Raw genomic sequence first — 20,354 nt, forward strand, 5'->3', positions numbered from 1 at the left:
CTACTCCTTTGATTCTTGGGGGACACGCTGGCGCATCCATTGCTGAATCCGTTGCTGGATGATGCCACTTACCTTGTCGGTCAGTTGCAGGCTGGCCAGCAAGGCCGGAATGTCTTCTTCCAGATTGATGTTGAAATGGATGGGCCGGCCCTTCTCGATGGCCGGGTTCAGCCCATGCAGGCGCATGCCTAGCTGCAGTGTGCCGGACTGATCATAGTCGACGCTACTGCTGAGCAGATCGTAGTGGAAGTCCTCCAGTGCGTCGGTGACCAGCTTCATACCCGGGTTGGCCTGGCCCATGGCGCGAATGCGCGGCGAGTGAAAGCTCAGTTGCCCCCCTGGTGGCCTGGCTTCGATCAGGCCCTGTTCGATACTGATGGCGCCGCTCAGGCGCAGCGGCAAGGTGCCGTCGATCAGTCCTTTGCCGGCGAGCCCTTCGGCCGGGTAGACGCGAAACAGCTCCTGCAGATCCAGGCCGCTGAGCTTCAGTGGCAGCAACTGGCTGGGGTGATCCAGTGCCCAGGTCGCCGGTTCCAGGCTCAGGCTGCCGCCGAGAATGCCCAGCTCCGCGCGTTGGTGGGTCAGGTTGCCGGCCAGAGGGCGTTGCAGGCTGGTCTGATAACTGGCTTGCAGCTGCAAGGGGCCTAGGGCGATACCGGGGTTGAGCTGTTTCGCGCTCAGGCTCGGCAGTTCCAGTGTCAGGCGCTCGCCCGCGAGGCGCAGGTGCAGTTCGGCGTCCACACCGCTCAGCGTGCTGCGGTCATAGATGCCGGCCAGGCCTTTGCCGCTGAGCTTCACCCTCAGTTGCAGAGACTTGCCAGTGGGCAGGCTGAGGCTGGCGTCGGCCTGGATACGGCCGTTGTCCAGCGTCAGCAGCGGCGGCCAGCTCGCTAGCGTATGGGCCAGCGGGTTGCCTGCGCGCAGGAAGACTTCATCGACTGTGGCGTTCAGCCCCAGTGCATCGGCGGTGTTGTTCAGGCGCAGCGCCATACCCAGCCCCGAGTCCGCCAGCAATGCACCATCGAGTGCCTGGCTGACGCTGTCAGCCTCCAGCCGGCCTTGCCATTGCCAGCCCTGCGCCTGCAGTTGCGGGTGTTGCAGGCTCTGTATGCGCAGCGTCAGCGGCCCGGACAGCATGGGTGAGTATGGCGCGCCAGCAAGGTCGAGACCGGCGAGTGTTAGTTGAGCTTGCTGCAGCTCAAGATCGCTGCTGCGCAGGCGCTGGATTGCCAGGCGAGAGGTATCGGTGGTCTTGAATTGCACCTGCTGCGTGGTTGCACTACCAGTCAGGCCCAGGTTCAGGTGCAGGCCATCGGCACGGCTGCCTGCCATATCCGCGCGCTTGCTGCGGGCGTCGAGTTGCAGCTGACGGACGTTCAGCGACCAGTCAGGGGATTGATGCAGACCGAGCTCGGCACTTGCTTGCAGCTCTAGTGCTCCCTGGCCGGATAGCTTCAGTTGCACGGTCAGTTCGTTGTCGAGGCTGCTCTGCAGTGGTGTGAGCTGCATCTGCAACTTGTGGGGGCGTAGGCCGCTTGGCAGGGCGGCCAGCCAGGACGCGTCCTGCGTGTCGAGTTGCAGGTTGCCGTGCAGCTTGCGCGCTTGCCAGGTGCCGCTGGCGTTGAGCAGGTCGAGCTGCAGTTCGCCGCTGATCATGCCGACGCCGGGCAGCGGCCAGGACTTCGGCAGCTGGGCATCGACACGCAGCCATCCCGGCGCGGCCAGCAGCTCGCCTAGCTGGCGGGTGGTCTGCGGAAGTTGCAGCTGCCACTGAGCGATGATGCCGGCTTGCTGCGGCGTTGCGGGCAGGTTGGTGGCGTCGAGTGGGGTCCATTCGCTCAGCCAGGCGCCGACCCAGGCGATCTCCTGCAGAGGGGCGAGCAGCAGGTTGCCAGACCACTGCAACGCATCGCCCTGGGCGAGCACATCGCTGTGCAGCTCCATCTGCTGCTGGTCGTCGAGGTGCAGGCTCATCTCCAGCTGGCGTGTGCTGTCCGGCGTACTGTCCAGACCCTGCAGGCGCGCATGTAGCCGTGCACTGTGCGTCTCACGCTCAAGTTGCAGGTGCAATTGCAGTGCATCGTCCAGGTGCTGCAGGCTGAGGTTGCCGTCGAGCGTACATTGACCGCCATGGCAAGGCAGCTGCGCGTGGGCGTCGCGTACGTCGATCTGTCGTGGCAGCCATGGCAGGGTGTTGAGCGTGCGCTCGACGAGGTCGTCGAGGTCACTGTCGGTCTGGTTTTGCGTCGCTGCCGGGGCGAGTTGCCAGGCAACTTGCAGGCCTTGGGCAAGCAGGCGATAGCGCGGCGCCTCGCTGGCCAGCCATTCGAGTTGCAGTTGGCTGGCCTGCGCACGCAACTCACCGCTCTGACGCTGGGTCATACGCACATCGTGCAGCTGCACGCCTCGCCAGGACAGGCTCAGGCCTTGCCAGTCCAGCTCGATGTGCTGCTCCTCGAGCAGTTGCTGCACGCGGTAGCCGGCATAGCAGGCGAGTAGCGACAACACTGCCAGAGTCGCTACGCAGATGCTCAGCCAGAAACGCCGGCGGCTCATGAGTTCTCCTTGCCAGATGCCGTGCAAGGGACGGTACCCCATGCTCGAGTGGGTGCCAAGCGGCTTTCCGTGCTATTGTGTGTTTACAGCTTTTATTGATTTATTTGTTCTAAACACGCGTAGGAGGACATGATGAGTGCAGTGACTCGCAGCCAGCCTGACGCCGATGCGGTACTGGCCAAGGCCTTGCTCAATACTCGTGAGCACCTGGGGCTGACTCAGCAGGAGTTGGCCGATATCGTCGGCGTCCATCGCAGTGCCATCAGCCGCTGGAACGAGCAGGGCGGTTTGCGCCCGCAAAGCAAGACCGGCGAACTGGCCCTGCTGTTGATTCGCGCCTACCGCGCGTTGTTCGCCCTGTTTGGCGGCAATCAGCAGGACATGCGCCATTTCCTGCGCACCGAGAATCGCCATCTGGCTGGCGTACCGCTGCAGCAGATGAGTCAGGTGCAGGGCTTGGTGCGTGTCGTCGAGTATCTGGACGCCATTCGCGGCAAGGTCTGAGCACATGTAGGGTGCGCCATGCGCACCGATTATCGGCGCGGTTCGCGGCAGCGATATGAGGCAGGGAGGTATCGCCATGGACATCTGGCAACTATGCGATGGCGAGCGGCAGGTGCGACCGCTGCGCGGCAAGCTGTTGCGCATGGTGGAGAGTCAGGCGCAGGTCGCGACCCTGCAACTGGTGGATAACCTCGCCGAGCAGGCCTTGCTCGAGGAGTTGCTTGAGAACAGCAAACCGCCGCTGCCGGAGGCTACCGAGCCGCTGCACTATCTGTTGAAGACGCCGTTTCGTTATCCACCGCTGCGCTGGGGGTCGCGCTTCGGTACCGTACACGAACCCAGCCTGTTCTACGCCGCCCTGCGCCTGGAAACGGCGATGGCCGAGGCTGCCTACTACCGTTTCGTCCTGTGGAACGGCATGGCCACTGCGCCGCCCAGTGGCCGCATCCTCTCCGAGCATTCCACCTTCGAGGCGCGCTATCGCGTCGAGCGCGGCATCCAGTTGCACAAGCCTCCCTTCGAGGGGCATGGTGTCCTGTTGGCTCACCCTAGCGACTACAGCGTGCCCCAGCGCCTCGGGGCGGCGATGCGTGCAGCGGGCATCCAGGCCTTCGAGTACCGCTCGGCGCGCTGCCCGGATGGTGGCAGCAATGTCGCGCTCTACGTGCCGGCTGCGTTTGCGGAGAAGCGCCCGCGCAATCTGACCGCCTGGTTGTGTGAAACCACGGGTGAGTACGTAGCGTTCAAGCATGCGCAAACGCCGGATCAACCGCGGCTGTTTCACTGGGAGCAGTTTCTGGTGCAAGGGCAATTGCCTCACCCCGCGTAACGCCTGCGCTGGTGCGGTAGATGCCCCGAAACAGAGCGCTGCGCGGATCTGTCGTAGGGAGTTGTGCACAATGCTGAAGCAGGCTGTCACATCACTGTCAGAAACGCCGCTAACCGCTTGATTTTCCGTGGTTGATTTTTAAGTCAATGAAAAATATGCACTTTTTCCATTGGTGAAAAAATCGACAGTTTGACTGCGAGCCCCATGGCATCAGGCCTGTGAGTTCTTTCGCCCAAGTTGTGCACGGAGTTATCCACAGCTTCTGTGGATTGTGAGGGAACTCTTTCTGGCAGCCGCAATCGATCTGGCAGGCAAGGCTTTACCTTCGAGAAAAAAGGAGTAGAGTGGCGCGCCCCGGCAGTCACCCCCCTCTGTATTTATGCCTCGCGCTTTACCTGCTTCATCCTCTGCGACCCGTCCCGGTTCTTCTCGTCTGCCCATGCGCGTTGCGCTGTGGCTGCTCGACAGCCCGCGTCTGGGGCAAACCCCCAGTGTCAAACGCATCGCCGGCAACCTGCTCAAGCAGCCTGCGCGCAAGGGCTGCGTGCAGGCACAAAGCCGGTTGGGCCAACTGCTCTGTCGCGACTGCGGTAATACCCGTGATCGCCGCATCGGTTATGAGCTGCTGCGCCAGGCTGCGCGCGCGGGCGACCGTGGCGCTCAGCTGGAGCTGGAGCGTCTTTCACGCTGATTGCGTGCTGGCCCCGTGTAAATCGCCGGCGGGTATACTGCACGGCGGTCAAACATGGAGCGTCTATGCCAATCGATCCCCTCTCTCTCGCTATCGGCATCGCCGTTGCGCTGGTTCCGCTATTGGCCGGCCTTTGGTCCTTGCAGCGCCGGCTAGCTCGCGAGCAAGGCGAACAGGCGTTGCTGCAGGAGCGCCTGGAGCATGCGCAGCTCAGCCAGACCGGTTTGCTGGCGCAACTCGATGATTGCCGCGCCGAATTGGCCGAGGTCAGCGAGATCAAGGTGGAGCAGCAGACCGAGTTGGCCGGTTTGCGGCGTGAGAACGAGTTGCTGCAGCAGGAGCGGCAGATTGCCCGCGAGGCCGCGCAGTCTTGGAATCAGCAGCGCGAACGTAACGAAGCTGAATTGCGTCGGCTCACCGCCGAGTGTGCGGCGCTAGCTGCCGAGCTGCAGGAAAACCGCGACAACCAGCAGCAGCGTCTTGATGATCTGCAGGGCGCGCGCAACGAGCTGCGCGCCCAGTTCTCCGAACTGGCAACGAAGATCTTCGATGAGCGTGAGCAGCGTTTCGCGGAGACCAGCCAGCAGCGCCTCGGCCAGTTGCTCGACCCACTCAAGGAGCGCATCCAGGCGTTCGAGAAGCGCGTCGACGAGAGTTATCAACAAGAAGCGCGTGAGCGTTTTTCCCTGAACAAAGAGTTGGAGCGTCTGCAGCAGCTCAATCAGCGCCTGGGTGACGAGGCAACCAATCTGACCCGTGCACTCAAGGGCCAGAAGACTCAGGGCAACTGGGGCGAGTTGGTGCTGGAGCGGGTGTTGGAGCATGCCGGCCTGGAGAAGGGGCGTGAGTACCACACCCAGGTCAGCCTCAAGGGCGCTGGTGGCGAGCGTTTTCAGCCTGACGTGCTGATCCGTCTGCCGGGCGACAGGCAGGTGATCGTCGATGCCAAGGTCAGCCTCAGCGCTTACCAGCAGTATGTCGCGGCAGTGGACGAGCCGATTCGCCAGCAGGCGCTCAAGCAGCACCTGATCTCGCTGCGCAGCCACCTCAAGGGTCTGTCCGGCAAGGATTACCAGCGCCTCGAAGGTTTGCACAGTCTGGATTTCGTGCTGCTCTTCGTGCCCATCGAGGCGGCCTTCGCCGCGGCGCTGCAGGCCGAGCCGGATCTGTTTCAGGAGGCTTTCGAGCAGCAGGTGGTGATCGTCAGCCCGACCACCTTGCTGGCTACGCTGCGGGTGATCGACAGCCTCTGGCGCCAGGAGCGTCAGGGCCAGAATGCGCGCGAGATCGCTGAGCGCGCCGGTCAGCTATACGACAAGTTCGTCGCCTTCGTCGCCGATCTGGACGAGATGGGCAGCCGTCTGCAGCAGTTGGACAAGGCTTACGCCAATGCCCGCAACAAGCTGGTGGACGGTCGCGGCAACCTCATCGGCCGTGTGGAGAATCTCAAGCTGCTGGGCGCTCGTGCGAGCAAGAGCCTGCCAGGCGAGCTGCTCGAGCGCTCCGCTGATCTGCCAGCACTGGATGAGCTGGGCGAGTGAGCTGACACCGCATGCCGCGCCGGTGACACGCTCAGCAGTGGTTACAAGGGCGCAAACCTCCGGCCAAGATCCGGCTAGCCACGCAGTGTCAGGTGGCGACTGAGCAATGCCCGCAGGGCCGCAGGTTTGACCGGTTTTGGCAGGTAGTCGAGGCCGGCGGCATGGACCTCGGCGACCAGTTCCGGGCGACCGTCAGCGCTGATCACCACGCCCGGCACCGGTTCGCCCAGGCGCGTGCGTAGCCAGGCCATCAGTTCGGTGCCGGTTTCGCCCTCGTCGAGGTGGTAGTCGATCAGCGCCAGTTGCGGGCGTACGTCCTCGCTGAGCAGGTGCTCGCACTCCAGACGATTACGCGCTGTCCACACCTGGCAGCCCCAGCGTGACAGCAGGCTGTACATGCCGGTGAGGATGCTGTCTTCGTTGTCGATGCAGATCACCTGGGTGCCCTGCAAGGGCTGGCCATCGACTGCCGGTAAGGCTGGGCCTTGCTGCTTCGGCGCCGGTTTTCTCGCTAGCGGTACGCTGACGCTGAACACGCTGCCTTTACCTGGCCAGGAGCGCACTTCCAGGCGGTGGGAGAGTACGCGGCAGAGACCGTCGGCAATCGCCAGGCCCAAACCCAGGCCTTTCTCGGCGCGCGTCTGGTGGCTGTCGAGGCGCTTGAATTCCTCGAAGATCACCTTGCGCTTGTCCTCGGGGATACCCATGCCGCGGTCCCAGACTTCCAGGCGCAACTGATTGCCTTCACGGCGTACTCCCAGCACCACGCGGCCCTTGGCGTAGCGGAAGGCGTTGGTCAGGAAGTTCTGCAGCACTCGGCGCAGCAGCTTGATGTCGCTGTCGATCCATTGCCGACTGCCGCGTACGCGCAGGTCGATACCCTGTTCGGCAGCCAGCACGCCGAACTCGGCGGCGAGGGTGTCGAACAGGCTGGAGAGGGCGAAGGCGTGACGGTCCGGCGTGATCCGGCCGTTTTCCAGGCGCGAGATATCCAGCAGGTCGGTAATCAGGTCCTCGGCTGAGCGCAACGAGCTGTCCAAGTGCCGGACCAGCTCCTGCGCCTCGTTGGGCAGGGCGTCATCCTGGTGGGCCAGTGCCGCGGAGAAGAGTCGGGCCGCATTGAGCGGTTGCATCAGGTCATGGCTGACTGCGGCGAGGAAGCGCGTTTTCGACTGGTTGGCGGCTTCGGCGTGGGCCTTGGCTTCGGTCAGTGCCTGGTTCAGCTTCGACAGCTCATGGGTGCGTTCGGCAACCCGTCGTTCGAGGCTTTCGTTGGCATCCTTGAGGGCGCGCTCGGCTTCGCGGAATTCGGTGATGTCGGTGAAGCTCATGACGAAACCACCGCCCGGCATGGGATTGCCGATCAGCTCGATCACCCGGCCGTTGGGGAATACCCGCTCATAGCTGTGAGCGGTACCCTGGCGCATCCAGTACAGACGCTTGGCAACGTTCTCCTCCAGGTCGCCGCTGCCGAGCATGCCGCGCTCGGCATTGAAGCGGATGATCTCGGCAATCGGTCGACCGACGTAGATCAGGCCCTCGGGGTACTCGAACAATTCCAGGTAACGGTGGTTCCAGGCCACCAGGCGCAGGTTCTGGTCGACCACGCTGATGCCCTGGGTGATGTTCTCGATCGCACCCTGCAGCAGGGCGCGGTTGAACTGCAGCACCTCGCTGGCTTCGTCGACGATGCGCACCACATCCTCGACCTGCATCTCGCGGCCTTCGATGGCGGCCTTGACCACCGCGCGGGTCGAAGAGGCGCCAAGGACGCCAGCGAGCAGACGTTCGGTGTGGGCGATCCACTCACTATTGGCCGGCTGGTTGGGATCGAAGTCCTTGCCTTTGCCCTGTCGCAGGGCGAAGCGATTGAAGCTCTGGCGTGCGCGTTCTTCGCCGACGAAACGGCTGGACAGCATCAGCAAATCGGCCACCTGCACTGCCAGCAGGCTGCGGTTGCTTGGCTTGGTGCCTAAGTCATGGCCGATGAAGCGCCCGGCTTGCCAGTGTTCGGAAACGCGGGTGCGTGAGAACCAGGAAACCCAGGCGAACAGCAGCATATTGCCGGCCAGTGAAAGCACCACGCCGCGCGTCAGCGGGTCAACCTGTAGGCCGATGGGAGCATAGAGCAGGGTGGCGAGGCCGGGGAAACTGTCCAGCGACCAGCCCATGCCGCGTGCCGCCAGTGGCAGTACCAGGGTGTAGAACCAAAGCATGGCGCCGAAGATAAGACCGGCGAACACGCCGCGGCGATTGGCTTGCTTCCACACCAAGGCGCCGAACATGGCAGGCGCCAATTGGCCGATGGCGGCAAACGACACCTGGCCAATGGTGGCCAGGCTGGCGCCTTCGCCGAGCAGGCGATAGCAGACGTAGGCCAGTAGCAGGATCAGCACGATGCTGACCCGGCGCGCGGTGAGCATCCAGTGACGGAAGGCCTCGAACGGCCGCTCGGTACTCTGCCGGCGCAACAGCCAGGGCAGCAGCATGTCGTTGGAGATCATGGTCGACAGTGCCACCGAGGCGACGATCACCATGCCGGTGGCGGCCGAGGCGCCGCCGATGAAGGCCAGCACCGCCAGGCCTGGATGGGCTTCGGCCAGCGGCAGGCTGATCACGAAGGAGTCCGGTGTCACGCCGGCCGGCAGCAGCATCTGCCCGGCGAGGGCAATGGGCACGACGAACAGCGCAGCCAGCATCAGATAAGCGGGGAATACCCAGCGCGCCAGGCGCAGGTCCTTGGGTTCGATGTTCTCTACCACGGTGACATGAAACTGCCGCGGCAGACAGATGATGGCGATCATCGCCATGCCGGTCTGCACCAGCATCGCCGGCCAGTTCACCGCCTCGTTCCAGAACGCGTCCAGCTCTGCGGTGTTGTGTGCCTTGTCGAGCAGATCATGGAAGCCGTTGTACAGGCCGAAGGTAACGAAGGCGCCAACTGCGAGGAAGGCCAGCAGCTTGACCAGTGACTCGAAGGCAATCGCCAGCACCATGCCGCGATGGTGCTCGGTGACGTCGAGGTTGCGGGTGCCGAACAGAATGGTGAACAACGCCAGGGCCAGTGACACGATCAGCGCGGTGTCCTGGGCGCTGGTGCCGGTATCCTGGGCATGTGCGCCGATCAGCAGATTGACGCCGAGCACGATGCCTTTGAGCTGCAAGGCGATATAGGGCAGCACGCCGACCAGGCAGATCAGCGCCACCACGATGGCCAGCGACTGCGACTTGCCGTAGCGCGCGGCGATGAAGTCGGCGATGGAGGTGATGTTCTCCTGCTTGCTGATCATCACCATCTTCTGCAGCACCCATGGCATGGTCAGCAGCAGGATGGTCGGGCCGAGGTAGATCGGGATGAATGACCACAGTTGCTCGGCAGCCTGGCCGACGGCGCCGAAGAAGGTCCAGCTGGTGCAGTAGACGGCCAGCGACAGCGAGTACACCCAGGCGCGAATCTTCGGCGGCATGGGCGCGCTGCGACGGTCGCCATAGAAAGCGATGGCGAAAAGAATAGTCATGTAGATCAGGGCGACCGCGGCGATCAACCCGGGGGACAACGACATGCAGACTCCGAAACGCGCGCTGAAACGAAAAGAGCCTGACCGCCGAGGCGAGGCTGATGTTGATCAGTGTTGCACAAAGCCACGCGCTGTCGGCTGCGACCAAGGTAGCAGCCAAGCAAGTGTGCTTTGCGACGGGACTCGATTGTGCCGCAGCGCAGGGGCTGATAGCTTGGCTGGTTTGCGACTCTGTCCGAGGAAGGACCCTATGTTCAAGCCGCAGTTGGTGACTTTGCAACGTGGCGCTTTGCGCCTGGAACCGCTCTCCGATGCCGATATCCCTGGTCTGGTGGCGCTGGCCGAGGCCAACCGCGAGGAGCTGCTGTACATGAGCGGCACCCAGCGGTTGGACTGGTACCGCAGCGCCCTGACCGATCTGCGCGAGCAGCGCGCACTGCCGTTCGTCATACGCCTGGGTGACGAAATGGTGGGCACCACGCGTTTCGCCGACTTCATGAACACCCTGCCGGCCTGTGAAATTGGCTGGACCTGGCTTGACCACCGCCAGCATGGCAGCGGGTTGAACGCCAGCATCAAGTATTTGATGCTCAAGCACGCTTTCGAAAACTGGGGCATGGTTCGCGTGCAACTGAAAACTGCCGCCAGCAACCTGCGTTCGCAACGCGCCATCGAGAAGCTTGGCGCCGTTCGTGAAGGGTTGCTGCGCAACCATCGCCGCCTGGCTGATGGCCGACTCGATGACACCGTGCTGTACAGCATCACCGACCTGGAATGGCCGGCGCTGCGTGAGGCGATGGAGGCGGGCTTCAACGCCTGAGCCGTATGCCCAGTCGTGAGCAGACCCGCTTCTGGCAAGCTTCCGCATTGAGCGGAGTCGAGCTGTTGCAGGCGCGCTACCTCGAGCAGCGTTTCGCTCCGCATGTACATGAAGGGTTCGTCTTCACCGTGATCGAGCATGGCGCCCAGCGCTTTCGCCACCGTGGCTGCGATCACCTGGCGCCGCAGGGCAGCATGGTGCTGATCAACCCGGACGAAGTGCACACCGGCTCCAAGGCGCACGAAGACGGCTGGCGCTATCGCGGTTTCTATCCCGACAACGCTCAGGTACTGGGGGCACTGCAGGAGCTGGGTCTGGCCAAGGCCGGCATGCCGTCGTTTGCCTCCAGCGTGCTGCATGATCCGCGTTTGCACGCGGCCTTTCTGCAGTTGCACCAACTGCTCGAACATGGCGCCGAGGCGTTGCAGCAGCAGTTGGCCTGGCGTGAGGCGATCCTGCTGCTGTTCCAACGCCATGCGCAGCTTGCCGAACCGCCTGCGCCTGGGCGCGAGCCCTGGGCCGTGGCCTGCGCCAAGCAAATGCTCGCCGAGCGACTGGTCGAGCCGCCGTCGCTGGAGGAGCTGGCGGCTGCGGTCAACCTCTCACCTTTTCACTTCGCGCGCGTATTTCGCCGCGCGACCGGCTTGCCACCGCATGCCTGGCTCAAACAGCGTCGTCTCGAACAGGCGCGGGCATTGCTAAAGACGGGTTGCACGGCGGTCGCTGTGGCGATGCAGTTGGGCTTCGCCGATCAGAGTCACTTGTCGCGACAGTTCAAGCAGGTTTATGGCGTGAGCCCAGGCGAATATCGCAGCGCAGTGGCACGAAGCTGACAGCAGGAATAAAAAAGGTTCTTCGCATTTTCGCGGGGAGGATGCGCCCGACACCGGACTGGCAAGTTTGTGTGCGTATCGCTTACTGACTTGGCACCATCCATTACCGCGTCTGCTGAACGTTTGGGTTGCGCCCCTACGGGCGCCACACCTTTCTTGCTTGCCCAAGAAAGGTGTGCCAAAGAAGGGCACCCCGACATCCGGGTTTCGCTACGCGAAACTTCCCTCGCGCCGGTGCAGCTCCGGGGGCCGGCTTACAAGGGCCATCCATGGCCCTTTAAGCCTCTCGCCGCATCCATGCGGCTCGCTCCCCTACGCAACACCTCTGCTCGGCCTCCTGAAGGGGACCGGACCGCGAGCTTGCGAAATCTCCGGAAGATCAAAGTCGGTAGCGTTTGGCTTTTGCTCTTCAACTGCGATGGTACAGACGACGCCCAAGTCCCCTTCAGGAGGCCGAGTGGAATCACCATGGAAGGGTTTGAGCGACATGGATGTCGCGAGAGCTGCGATGGGCCAGGGATGGCCCTTCGCAGCGTGCCCCTGGAGTGGTGATGGAACGAGGGAACCCCGGCGCAGCCGGGGCCGGATGGTGGGGTGTCCTTCTCTTTGGTTACTTTCTCTTGGGCAAGCAAGAGAAAGTAACTCGCCCGCAAGGGGCGAAACCCTTCAGATCAGACGACGCGCTAACGGATAGTGCCAGCACCGGCAGCTAACATCTAATTGCCAGTACGGTGTCAATCCGTACCTTCACCAAACTATGCGAAGAGCCAAAAAAAACCGGCGCTCCTTACGGAGGCGCCGGCTCTTTCAGCCCGTTATGTCGATCAGAATTCGTGATCGGCGGTGTCCGGGTTCAGGTCGCTGATGCCTAGCTTGCCCGCGGCCTGTTCGATGGCGCCGGTCTGCTTGACCAGTGCGGCGATGGCGTCACGTACCAGTTGCTGGCCTTCGGCGTTGCCTTCCGCGATCAACTGATCGAAGTGCACGTTGTTCTTCTCGGCACTGTCGACCAGCGCTTGCAGCTTGGCTTCGGTTTCCTGCAGGTCGGCCTTGAGCGTGGCGTCGGTCTGGGCGTCAGCCTTGGCTACCAGTTCGGACAGGCTCGGGCCGGTCAGTGTGCTGCCGTCGACCTTCTTGTACTCGCCCAGGTAAACGTTGCGAATGCCTTTACCGTTGTAGAAGTGCGAGTTGTGGGTGTTGTCGCTGAAGCAGTCATGCTCGTCTTCGGTGGAGTTGGCTTCCAGTGCGACCTTCATGCGCTCGCCCGCCAGTTCGCCGAGCGACAGGCTGCCCATGCCGAACAGCATCTTGCGCAGACCGTTGTCGGGCGAATCGGCGACCAGTTCGCTGCGGTAGTTGCCTTCTACGCCGTCCTTCCACTGCTCGACCATGTCGTTCAGGTCGCTGACCAGCAGGTCGGTGGCGGCTTTCAGGTAAGTGCGGCGGCGTTCGTTGTGGCCACCGGTAGCGCCTTCACCCACCAGGTAGTCGGTGTAGGGACGCTCGCCAGCACCCGGCTCGGTGCCATTGAGGTCCTGGCCCCAGAGCAGGAATTCGATGGCGTGGTAGCCGGTGGCGACGTTGGCCTCGGAGCCACCCAGTTCGTTCAGGCTGGCCAGCAGCTCGCCGTTGATTTCGCTGACGTCGATCTTGTCTTCACCGACCTGGATCTCGGTGTTGGCGATGATATTGGCTTGCGCGCCCGGGTTGCCCAGAGCGTGCTGGTAGTCTTCGGCCACGTAGTCGATCAGGCCTTCGTCCAGCGGCCAGGCGTTGAGCTGACCTTCCCATTCGTCGACCACCGGGTTACCGAAACGGAACACTTCGGTCTGCATGTACGGCACGCGTGCGGCCAACCAGGCTTCGCGCGCAGCTTTCAGAGTCGCTTCGCTGGGGGCGGCGAGCAGGGCGTCTACCGCGCTTTGCAGGGCCTTGCCGGTGCTCGCTGCGTCGCTGAATACGGCCAAGGCGAGATCGGCGTAATGATTGACCACGGCCTTCGCCGCTGCTTCGTCGACCTTCGCCGCAGTGGCTGGCGCCGTGCTCTCGGTGGCAGCAGCAGGAGCAGCTGCCTGGGTCGCGGGGGCTTTGTCTTCGCCGCAGCCAGCGAGGGAAATGGCGATGGCCAGCAGGCTGGCGGAGGCCAGAGGCATACGAATCATGGCGGGGTCCTTTGCATGTACGAAATGTGGACGGTACTCAGTAGTACCTGAAAAACTGCGACATAATGCAAATGTTTCGCATTATGTGTAAAGGCCATTATTTGTCGTTGTGCGGGATATCGCTATCGAGCCAGCTTGTTGCCGTTAGAATGCCAGCACCCGATTCGCAGTTCTGCATGGAGAAAACTGCATGAGCCTGACCGCTGTGATCATCATCGTTGTCCTCGTCTTGCTCGGCGCCTACGCGGTGTCGTTGTACAACGGGCTGGTACGCCTCAAGCATGGCGTGAGCAAGGCTTGGTCGAACATCGATGTGCTGCTCAAGCAACGGCATGACGAACTGCCCAAGCTGGTGGAAACCTGCAAGCAGTACATGCAGTACGAAGGCTCGACCCTGGAGCGGGTGATTGCAGCGCGTAGCGCCGTTGCCAGTGCTCGCGAACAACATGATGTCGGCGCTCTGGGCAAGGCCGAGAGTGGTTTGCGCGCGGGCCTCGGCCAGCTATTCGCGCTTGCCGAGAACTATCCCGAGCTGAAGGCCAACGACAGCTTCCAGCACCTGCAGCAACGCATCAGCGGCCTGGAAAATGGTATCGCCGACCGCCGCGAGCTGTACAACGAGGCGGTCAACCTCAACAACGTGCGCATCGAGCAGTTCCCCGATGTACTCATCGCGCGCATGTTCAACTTCCAGGCTGCCGAGTTGCTGGTGTTCAGCGAGGCGGAAAAAGCCGATGTAGATATGAAGTCGCTATTCAATTGAGCGTCAGCCGATGATGCAGGTCGACCCCTTCGGCTTCTTTTTCACGCTCACGTTCACTATCGGCGCCTGCCTGGGCGGCGCCTGGTGGTGCCTGCGGGGTTGGTCGCAGGCGCGCCATCTGCTCGACACGCCGACCTCGAAGATTCGCTCGGCGGCGCAGGGGTACGTCGAGCTCTATGGTGTGCTCGAAGCCCTGCCGGACATGCAGTTGCGCGGGCCACTGACTGGCAAACCCTGCCTATGGTGGCGCTTTCGTATCGAGGAATATCGTTCCAGCGGCAAGAAGCGCAGCTGGCGGGTAATCGAGAGTGGCGCCAGCGATGCCTGGTTACGCCTGGTCGATGGCACCGGCGAATGCCTGATCGACCCACGTGGTGCCGAGATTCATGCGGCGGTGCGTGACGTCTGGGAAGGCAACTTGCGGCACCCGCTGGGCCCGGCCAAGAGCGGATTGTTCGGTTTTCTCACCAGCGGTCAGCGTTATCGCTACTGCGAGGAACGCTTTCACGTTGGCCAGCCGCTGTATGCCATCGGCGATTTTCGCACCCGTGGCGCTGCGCAGCAGGGGTTCGACAGGCAGGCCGCTCAGGGCGAAGTGATCCGTGAATGGAAGGGCGATTACGTCGGCCTGCTGCGGCGTTTTGACAGCGACGGCAACGGCGAGCTCGACGAGCAGGAATGGAATCGCGTGCGACTGGCGGCGCAGCTGGAGGCAGAGGATCGCCATCGGCAAAAGGCATCCGAGCCGGCGCGGCATCACATGGCCAAGCCTGGCGAACGGCAGCCGTTCATCCTCTCCAATAGCGGTGAGGACGAACTGGCTCGCAGATTCTATTGGCAAGCCGCCGGTGGCGCCGTGATGTGCCTGGCAGGTGCGTTGGCCACGGCCTGGTTATTCGGTGTGCAGAACTGGTAAGCCGGGGTGGCGGGCTAGAACAAAAAACGCCGCGACGAATCGCGGCGTTTTTTTGGCTGACGTTTAGAGCGTCGCGGCTGAGCTCAGTCGTCGTGACTGCTTGAGGAACAGCGTCAAATCGCGCGCTAGCAGCGGCTTGCTGTACAGGTAGCCCTGACCCTCATGGCAGCCCTGGGCGATGATGTAGGCCTCCTGCTCGGCGGTTTCCACGCCTTCGGCGATGACTTGCATGCCCAGGCTCTTGCCCAGCTGAATGATGGCGCGAACGATGGTGGCGTCGTCTTCGTCTTCGAGCAGATCCTGCACGAAGCTCTTGTCGATCTTGATCTTGTCCAGCGGCAGGCTCTTCAGATAGCTCAGCGAGGAGTAGCCGGTACCGAAGTCGTCGATGGCGATCAGCGCGCCGGAGCGGCGCAGGCTGAGCAGGTGCTGGGCGGCGGTGCTGATGTCTTCCATCAGGCCGGTCTCGGTGACTTCCAGTTCCAGGCTTTTGGGCGGCAGACGGTAAACCTGCATCAGATTGTTGACCACGCGCGGCAACTCGGCGTGGTGCAGCTGCACGGTGGACAGGTTGATGGCCATGCGCAGATCGCTGAAGCCCTGGTCATGCCATTCGCGCAGTTGGCGGCAGGTCTGGTCGAGAATCCATTCACCAATGGGAATGATGGTGCCGTTCTGTTCGGCCAGTGGAATGAACAGGTCCGGTGCGACGAAGCCATGCTGCGGGTGCTGCCAGCGCAGCAGTGCTTCGACGCCGACCACGCGGTGGTCGCGATAGTCTATCTGGGGCTGGTAGACCAGGTGCAACTGGTTCTGCGCCAGAGCATCGCGCAGATCCTTTTCCAGCTCACGACGGCGACGCATCTCGCTGTCGACGCTGGCGATGTAGAACTGGTAGCGATTGCGCGAACGACTCTTGGCCAGGGTCATGGTCTGTTCGGCTTTCTGCAGCAGCTTCTCGGTGCTGTCGCCGTCTTCCGGGAACAGGGTGATGCCGATGGTGGCGCGCAGGCGCACTTCGTGCTGATCGAGCAGGAAGGGTAGCTCCAGGTCGTCGAGTACGCTCTGCGCCAGCTCGGCAGCTTCGTAAGGTTGTTCTATATCGGCTTGAACCAGGGCGAACTGGTCGCCGCCCAGGCGGGCCAGGGCACCGAGGCGGCCGCTATGGCTGCGCAGGCGGTCGGACAATGCGAGCAGCAACTGGTCGCCGCTCTGGTAACTGAATTGTTCGTTGATGCCCTTGAAATCATCCAGGCCGACGCAGAGTACGGCTACGCGGCGCTGCAGGCGGCCGGCGTCTTCGAGAATCTGGTCGAGTTGCTGTTGAGTTTGCTGACGATTGGGCAGACCGGTGAGGAAGTCGTACTGAGCCATGCGCAGCAGGCTGTTCTCGGCTTCACGGCGCAGGTGGGTATTGCGCTCGATGGAGGCCAGCAATTGGTTGGCGGTGTTGATCCACAAGCCCAGCTCGTTCTTCTCGTTGCCCTTGAGCATGGGCAGCTTGTGTTCGCTAGGGCGGTCGGGATTGATGTTGGTGAGGTGCTCGATGATTTTCGACAGCGGTTTGGTCAGCAGCCAGTGATAAACCAGATAGAGCACCAGGCCCATGGCCATGGCGCGCAGCACACCTGAGATGAAGATGATCACCGAGTTGGTGACGAAACTTTCACCGTAAGGCGCCGTATCGAGGGTGATGTTGAGGTCACCGTAATACTCGCTGTAGGGGCCGCGGCCGACCAGTTTGGTGGCGAACTGCTGCTCCTGCCCGAGGATCGGGTCGGTCAGCCAGCGAGTCGGCATCTGTGCCAGATCACGAGTGCGCTCGGCGAGCATGGGTTCGTTGGGGTGGCCAATGGAAGCGTGACGCACCGATTCGTGCTGGAACAGCCCCTCGATCACCTGCATGCCCATCTCGCGGTCCAGGCTGTATACCGCCTGAGTGGAAGGGTCACGGAACATGCCGAGGATGCGATGGGCATCGTTGGCCACCGCCTGACGTGTCTTGTAGGCGTCGAAGACAATCTGCGCACAACTCAATACGACCCCGACTACGAGTGCTGATAACAGCACCACGCGGAGCAACTTGAGTGACAAGCTGTTCTTCAATTCCAGCTTCAAAGGCAATTCCTTATGTCGATGCTTACAGCGTCAGTCAGACGAGAGTATTGGCAATCTAGGCCTGGCCGTCAAAGGGCCATCATGCCTGGTGGCACTATTTATTCACAAGGAACGCTCTTGGTGCGCATCGCAGCCTCTAGGTCGGCTCCTTGCTCTGTGTCGGTGCGATTGTTACGGACTTGAGCACCCTTGGTCGCATTGACCCCCTATTGCTATTACGCCTTGTTTCGCGCCGTTCGTCGCCTGTTTCGCGGCTGGCACAAGAGTTGCGAAGGTCGGGCATCGACCAGGAGGGGACTCGTGATGAAAACGCTCATGCTGTTGCTCGTCGCTGTCAGCTTTGCCCCACAGGCTCATGCCGCCAGCGAGGAGGCCGTCAATACGGCCTGGCTGGTGTTGGCCAGCGTGCTGGTGTTCTTCATGCAGGCGGGCTTCGCCTTGCTGGAGAGCGGTATGTCGCGGGCCAAGAACGCGGTCAACGTGATGATGAAGAACTACATGGACGGCTGCGTGGGTGGCATCGTGTTCTGGTTGTTCGGCTTCGGTTTGATGTTTGGCGCCAATGTCACCGGCTGGTTCGGCATGAGTCATTTCGCACCGAATGACGGCGAGCCCTGGGACTACACCTTCCTGCTGTTCCAGATGATGTTCGCCGCCACTGCTGCGACCATCGCCAGTGGTGCCATGGCCGAGCGCACGCGGTATGGCGCCTATCTGATCGGTGCGGTGCTGATCAGCGGTGTGATCTACCCGATATTCGGCAGCTGGGTGTGGGGTGGTTTGTACGGCGGCCAGGGCTGGCTGGCCAAGCTCGGCTTCATCGATTTTGCCGGCTCGACCGTGGTGCACAGCATCGGTGCCTGGTGCGCGCTGGCTGGGATTCTGGTGCTTGGCCCGCGCCTCGGGCGTTTCTCACCTGATGGCAGGGCGCGTTTGATTCCCGGGCACAACCTCGGGCTGGTGGCATTGGGCGGTTTCATCCTCTGGGTAGGCTGGTTCGGCTTCAACGCCGGCAGCAACCTGGAGGTCAGCACCAGTCTCGGGTTGATCGCCCTGAATACGCATCTGGCAGCGGTCGCTGGCGCGCTCGGCGCTCTGTTGGCGCAGCGCAGCACGGCCAGCCCGGTGCTGTTGACCACTACGGTGAATGGCTCGATTGGCGGGCTGGTCGGTATCACCGCCGGCTGCGCCAGCATGGCACCGGGTTTCGCTTTGCTCAGTGGTCTGATCGCCGGGTTTGTCGTGGTCTACGGCATGCGTTTGCTCGATCGCCTGCAGCTCGACGATGTGGTCGGTGCGATTCCAGTCCACGGATTCGCCGGCATCTGGGGCACCCTGGCTGCGGGTCTGTTCTATCAGGGTGACCTGTTCAACTGGGAGCGTGTCGCGGTGCAGGCATTGGGCGCTGCGGCTGCCTTTCTCTGGGCCTTTCCGGTTGCCCTGGTGTTCTACTTACTGTTGGCCAAGACCATGGGGCTGCGGGTTTCGACCCAGCATGAGCAGCGTGGGCTGGATTTTGCCGAGCATGCTGAGGTCGATTATCCGGAATTCAATCTGACGCAGACCTTCGACAGCGAGCAATGGTCGAGGAGGGGCTGAGTATGAGATTGAGCCTGCGTCGTCGCGCGATCTATACCGGCCTGGCCGGACACTTCTCGGATGAAGAAGTCTGGCCATTGCTGGCGCTGTGGGAGAACAAGTACGCGGACCAGCCGCCGTTCGCTCTCAATGAGTTTCTCGCCGAGGTGGTGCTACGTACCGAGCGCAAGCTCGAACGCGCGCGCCTGTATCGTGAGTTGGTCGGCGCCCTGACGGGGCCACCCTCGCAACTGTTGCCTGACCCGGAGGAGCAACTGGCCGCCTGGCGACAGGGGCGCAATGAGGCCGTAAGGCAGGTGGCGACTCCGGATAGCGCCGCGCAAGCGACTTTTCTGGCCCTTAACCAGGCGTTGCTGGAGCAACTCGATGGCACGCAGCAGGCGGCGCTAAGGCGCTTTGCCGCCGGCAACCTGGCCGGCATGGGGGTGAGCTCCGAGCTGTCGACGCGCTTGCGTATCTGGTTGGAACAGGGTGGTGGCGACGGCATCGCCAATCTGGGGCTGGAGCAGCTGCGCAAGCTGTTGAACCTGCTCTATATCGGGCTCTGCGAGTTTCTCGGGCCAGTACGTGCCGATCGCGTGCTGAGTCAGGCGGTCAATCGTGTGGAGGGGCAGGGGGTGGAGTTCTCACCACGTCGACTGCTCTAGATAGCCAGTGTCAGAAACGAAAAACCCGGCCATCAAGGCCGGGTTTTCGCATTACGGGGCTGAGATTCAGGCCGCGTAGTTCTGGGCGACGAAGTCCCAGTTCACCAGGTTCCAGAACGCCTCGACGTACTTCGGACGCAGGTTGCGGTAGTCGATGTAGTAGGCGTGTTCCCAGACGTCGCAGGTCAGCAGCGGGGTGTCGCCGGAGGTCAGCGGGCAGCCAGCGCCGATGGTGCTGGCCAGGGCCAGGGAACCGTCAGCTTTCTTCACCAGCCAGCCCCAGCCGGAACCGAAGGTGCCGATGGAAACCTTGCTGAACTCTTCCTTGAACTTGTCGAAGGAACCGAAGGCAGCGTTGATGGCGTCAGCCAGGGCGCCGGTCGGCTGGCCACCGCCGTTCGGCGACAGGCAGTTCCAGTAGAAGGTGTGGTTCCACACCTGAGCGGCGTTGTTGAAGATGCCGCCCGAGGAAGTCTTGACGATCTCTTCCAGGCTCTTGCCTTCGAACTCGGTGCCCGGCACCAGGTTGTTCAGGTTCACGACGTAGGTGTTGTGGTGCTTGTCGTGGTGGAACTCGAGGGTCTCGGCAGAAATGTGCGGCTCGAGGGCATTCTTTTCGTAAGGCAGCGGCGGCAATTCAAAAGCCATGGTCTATCTCCTACTCAGGTCGTGTGCGGTATGCGCAAGGCCGATCACGGGCGGCCTATGGGCGGCGTCGAGTTTGTACTCTTTGCGCCGCAGACTCGGAATCATAGCACCCGGCCACGGCCATAACCACGCAACATCTGTGTGGGAAAGCCGGTGCCAGGGCCTCTGCAGCATTGGGTTCGACAAGCAGAGGCGCCAGCAGTTGCTTC

15 protein-coding genes are annotated in these 20,354 nt (G+C 62.4%); 10 read left to right on the forward strand and 5 right to left on the reverse strand.

Annotated features, from left to right (window positions below; all coding sequences use genetic code 11):
- Complete coding sequence (locus CXP40_RS15130; RefSeq protein ID WP_106734424.1) at positions 1-2,556, reverse strand: YdbH domain-containing protein; 2,556 nt, start codon at positions 2,554-2,556, stop codon at positions 1-3.
- 132 nt (positions 2,557-2,688) lie between these two features.
- Here CXP40_RS15130 and CXP40_RS15135 point away from each other — a divergent pair, with 132 nt between their 5' ends.
- From CXP40_RS15135 to rmuC, 4 genes are all read left to right on the forward strand, one after another.
- Positions 2,689-3,060 carry an antitoxin Xre/MbcA/ParS toxin-binding domain-containing protein gene (locus CXP40_RS15135; protein WP_099525737.1) on the forward strand — a complete coding sequence of 124 codons (372 nt, stop codon included), beginning with the start codon at positions 2,689-2,691 and terminating at the stop codon, positions 3,058-3,060.
- Positions 3,061-3,136: 76 nt separating this feature from the next.
- A complete protein-coding gene (locus CXP40_RS15140) occupies positions 3,137-3,889 on the forward strand; it encodes an RES family NAD+ phosphorylase (protein WP_106734425.1) in 753 nt (250 codons plus the stop codon).
- A 439-nt stretch (positions 3,890-4,328) separates the two neighbouring features.
- Positions 4,329-4,580: a sel1 repeat family protein gene (locus tag CXP40_RS15145; protein ID WP_013716752.1), complete on the forward strand. Its 252-nt coding sequence runs from the start codon at positions 4,329-4,331 to the stop codon at positions 4,578-4,580.
- A 179-nt stretch (positions 4,581-4,759) separates the two neighbouring features.
- Complete coding sequence (gene rmuC / locus CXP40_RS15150; protein WP_177429680.1) at positions 4,760-6,121, forward strand: DNA recombination protein RmuC; 1,362 nt, start codon at positions 4,760-4,762, stop codon at positions 6,119-6,121.
- 74 nt (positions 6,122-6,195) lie between these two features.
- Here rmuC and CXP40_RS15155 read toward each other — a convergent pair whose 3' ends face one another.
- On the reverse strand, positions 6,196-9,684 hold the full coding sequence (locus CXP40_RS15155; protein WP_106734427.1) for a PAS domain-containing hybrid sensor histidine kinase/response regulator: 3,489 nt from the start codon (positions 9,682-9,684) through the stop codon (positions 6,196-6,198).
- A 205-nt stretch (positions 9,685-9,889) separates the two neighbouring features.
- Here CXP40_RS15155 and CXP40_RS15160 point away from each other — a divergent pair, with 205 nt between their 5' ends.
- Positions 9,890-10,459: a GNAT family N-acetyltransferase gene (locus CXP40_RS15160; protein WP_106734428.1), complete on the forward strand. Its 570-nt coding sequence runs from the start codon at positions 9,890-9,892 to the stop codon at positions 10,457-10,459.
- Positions 10,460-10,464: 5 nt separating this feature from the next.
- On the forward strand, positions 10,465-11,292 hold the full coding sequence (locus CXP40_RS15165; protein ID WP_106734429.1) for an AraC family transcriptional regulator: 828 nt from the start codon (positions 10,465-10,467) through the stop codon (positions 11,290-11,292).
- An 824-nt stretch (positions 11,293-12,116) separates the two neighbouring features.
- Here CXP40_RS15165 and CXP40_RS15170 read toward each other — a convergent pair.
- Entirely contained in the window at positions 12,117-13,454 is a 1,338-nt protein-coding gene (locus tag CXP40_RS15170; RefSeq protein ID WP_106734430.1) for an imelysin family protein, read from the reverse strand.
- Between the two features lie 190 nt (positions 13,455-13,644).
- On the opposite strand from CXP40_RS15170, the gene CXP40_RS15175 reads away from it, so the two are divergent.
- A complete protein-coding gene (locus CXP40_RS15175; protein ID WP_074917075.1) occupies positions 13,645-14,217 on the forward strand; it encodes a LemA family protein in 573 nt (190 codons plus the stop codon).
- A gap of 10 nt (positions 14,218-14,227) precedes the next feature.
- Positions 14,228-15,133, forward strand: a complete 906-nt coding sequence (locus CXP40_RS15180) for a GIDE domain-containing protein (RefSeq protein ID WP_106734431.1) — start codon at positions 14,228-14,230, stop codon at positions 15,131-15,133.
- A 63-nt stretch (positions 15,134-15,196) separates the two neighbouring features.
- On the opposite strand, the gene CXP40_RS15185 is transcribed toward CXP40_RS15180, so the two are convergent.
- Entirely contained in the window at positions 15,197-17,251 is a 2,055-nt protein-coding gene (locus tag CXP40_RS15185) for a bifunctional diguanylate cyclase/phosphodiesterase (protein ID WP_106734432.1), read from the reverse strand.
- Between the two features lie 303 nt (positions 17,252-17,554).
- On the opposite strand from CXP40_RS15185, the gene CXP40_RS15190 reads away from it, so the two are divergent.
- Both CXP40_RS15190 and CXP40_RS15195 read left to right on the forward strand, forming a co-directional pair.
- Positions 17,555-18,850, forward strand: coding sequence for an ammonium transporter (locus tag CXP40_RS15190; protein ID WP_106734433.1), 1,296 nt, complete (start codon positions 17,555-17,557; stop codon positions 18,848-18,850).
- Positions 18,851-18,852: 2 nt separating this feature from the next.
- Positions 18,853-19,497: a hypothetical protein gene (locus CXP40_RS15195; protein WP_106734434.1), complete on the forward strand. Its 645-nt coding sequence runs from the start codon at positions 18,853-18,855 to the stop codon at positions 19,495-19,497.
- Between the two features lie 66 nt (positions 19,498-19,563).
- Here the strand turns inward: CXP40_RS15195 and CXP40_RS15200 are convergent, their stop codons facing one another.
- Positions 19,564-20,145 (reverse strand): superoxide dismutase, encoded by a 582-nt coding sequence (locus CXP40_RS15200; RefSeq protein ID WP_003462535.1) that lies wholly within the window; start codon positions 20,143-20,145, stop codon positions 19,564-19,566.
- Between the last annotated feature and the right edge of the window lie 209 nt (positions 20,146-20,354).

Origin of the sequence: Pseudomonas sp. YY-1 (assembly GCF_002843095.1) — a bacterium.
In the GTDB taxonomy this organism is placed as follows: domain Bacteria; phylum Pseudomonadota; class Gammaproteobacteria; order Pseudomonadales; family Pseudomonadaceae; genus Aquipseudomonas; species Aquipseudomonas sediminis_A.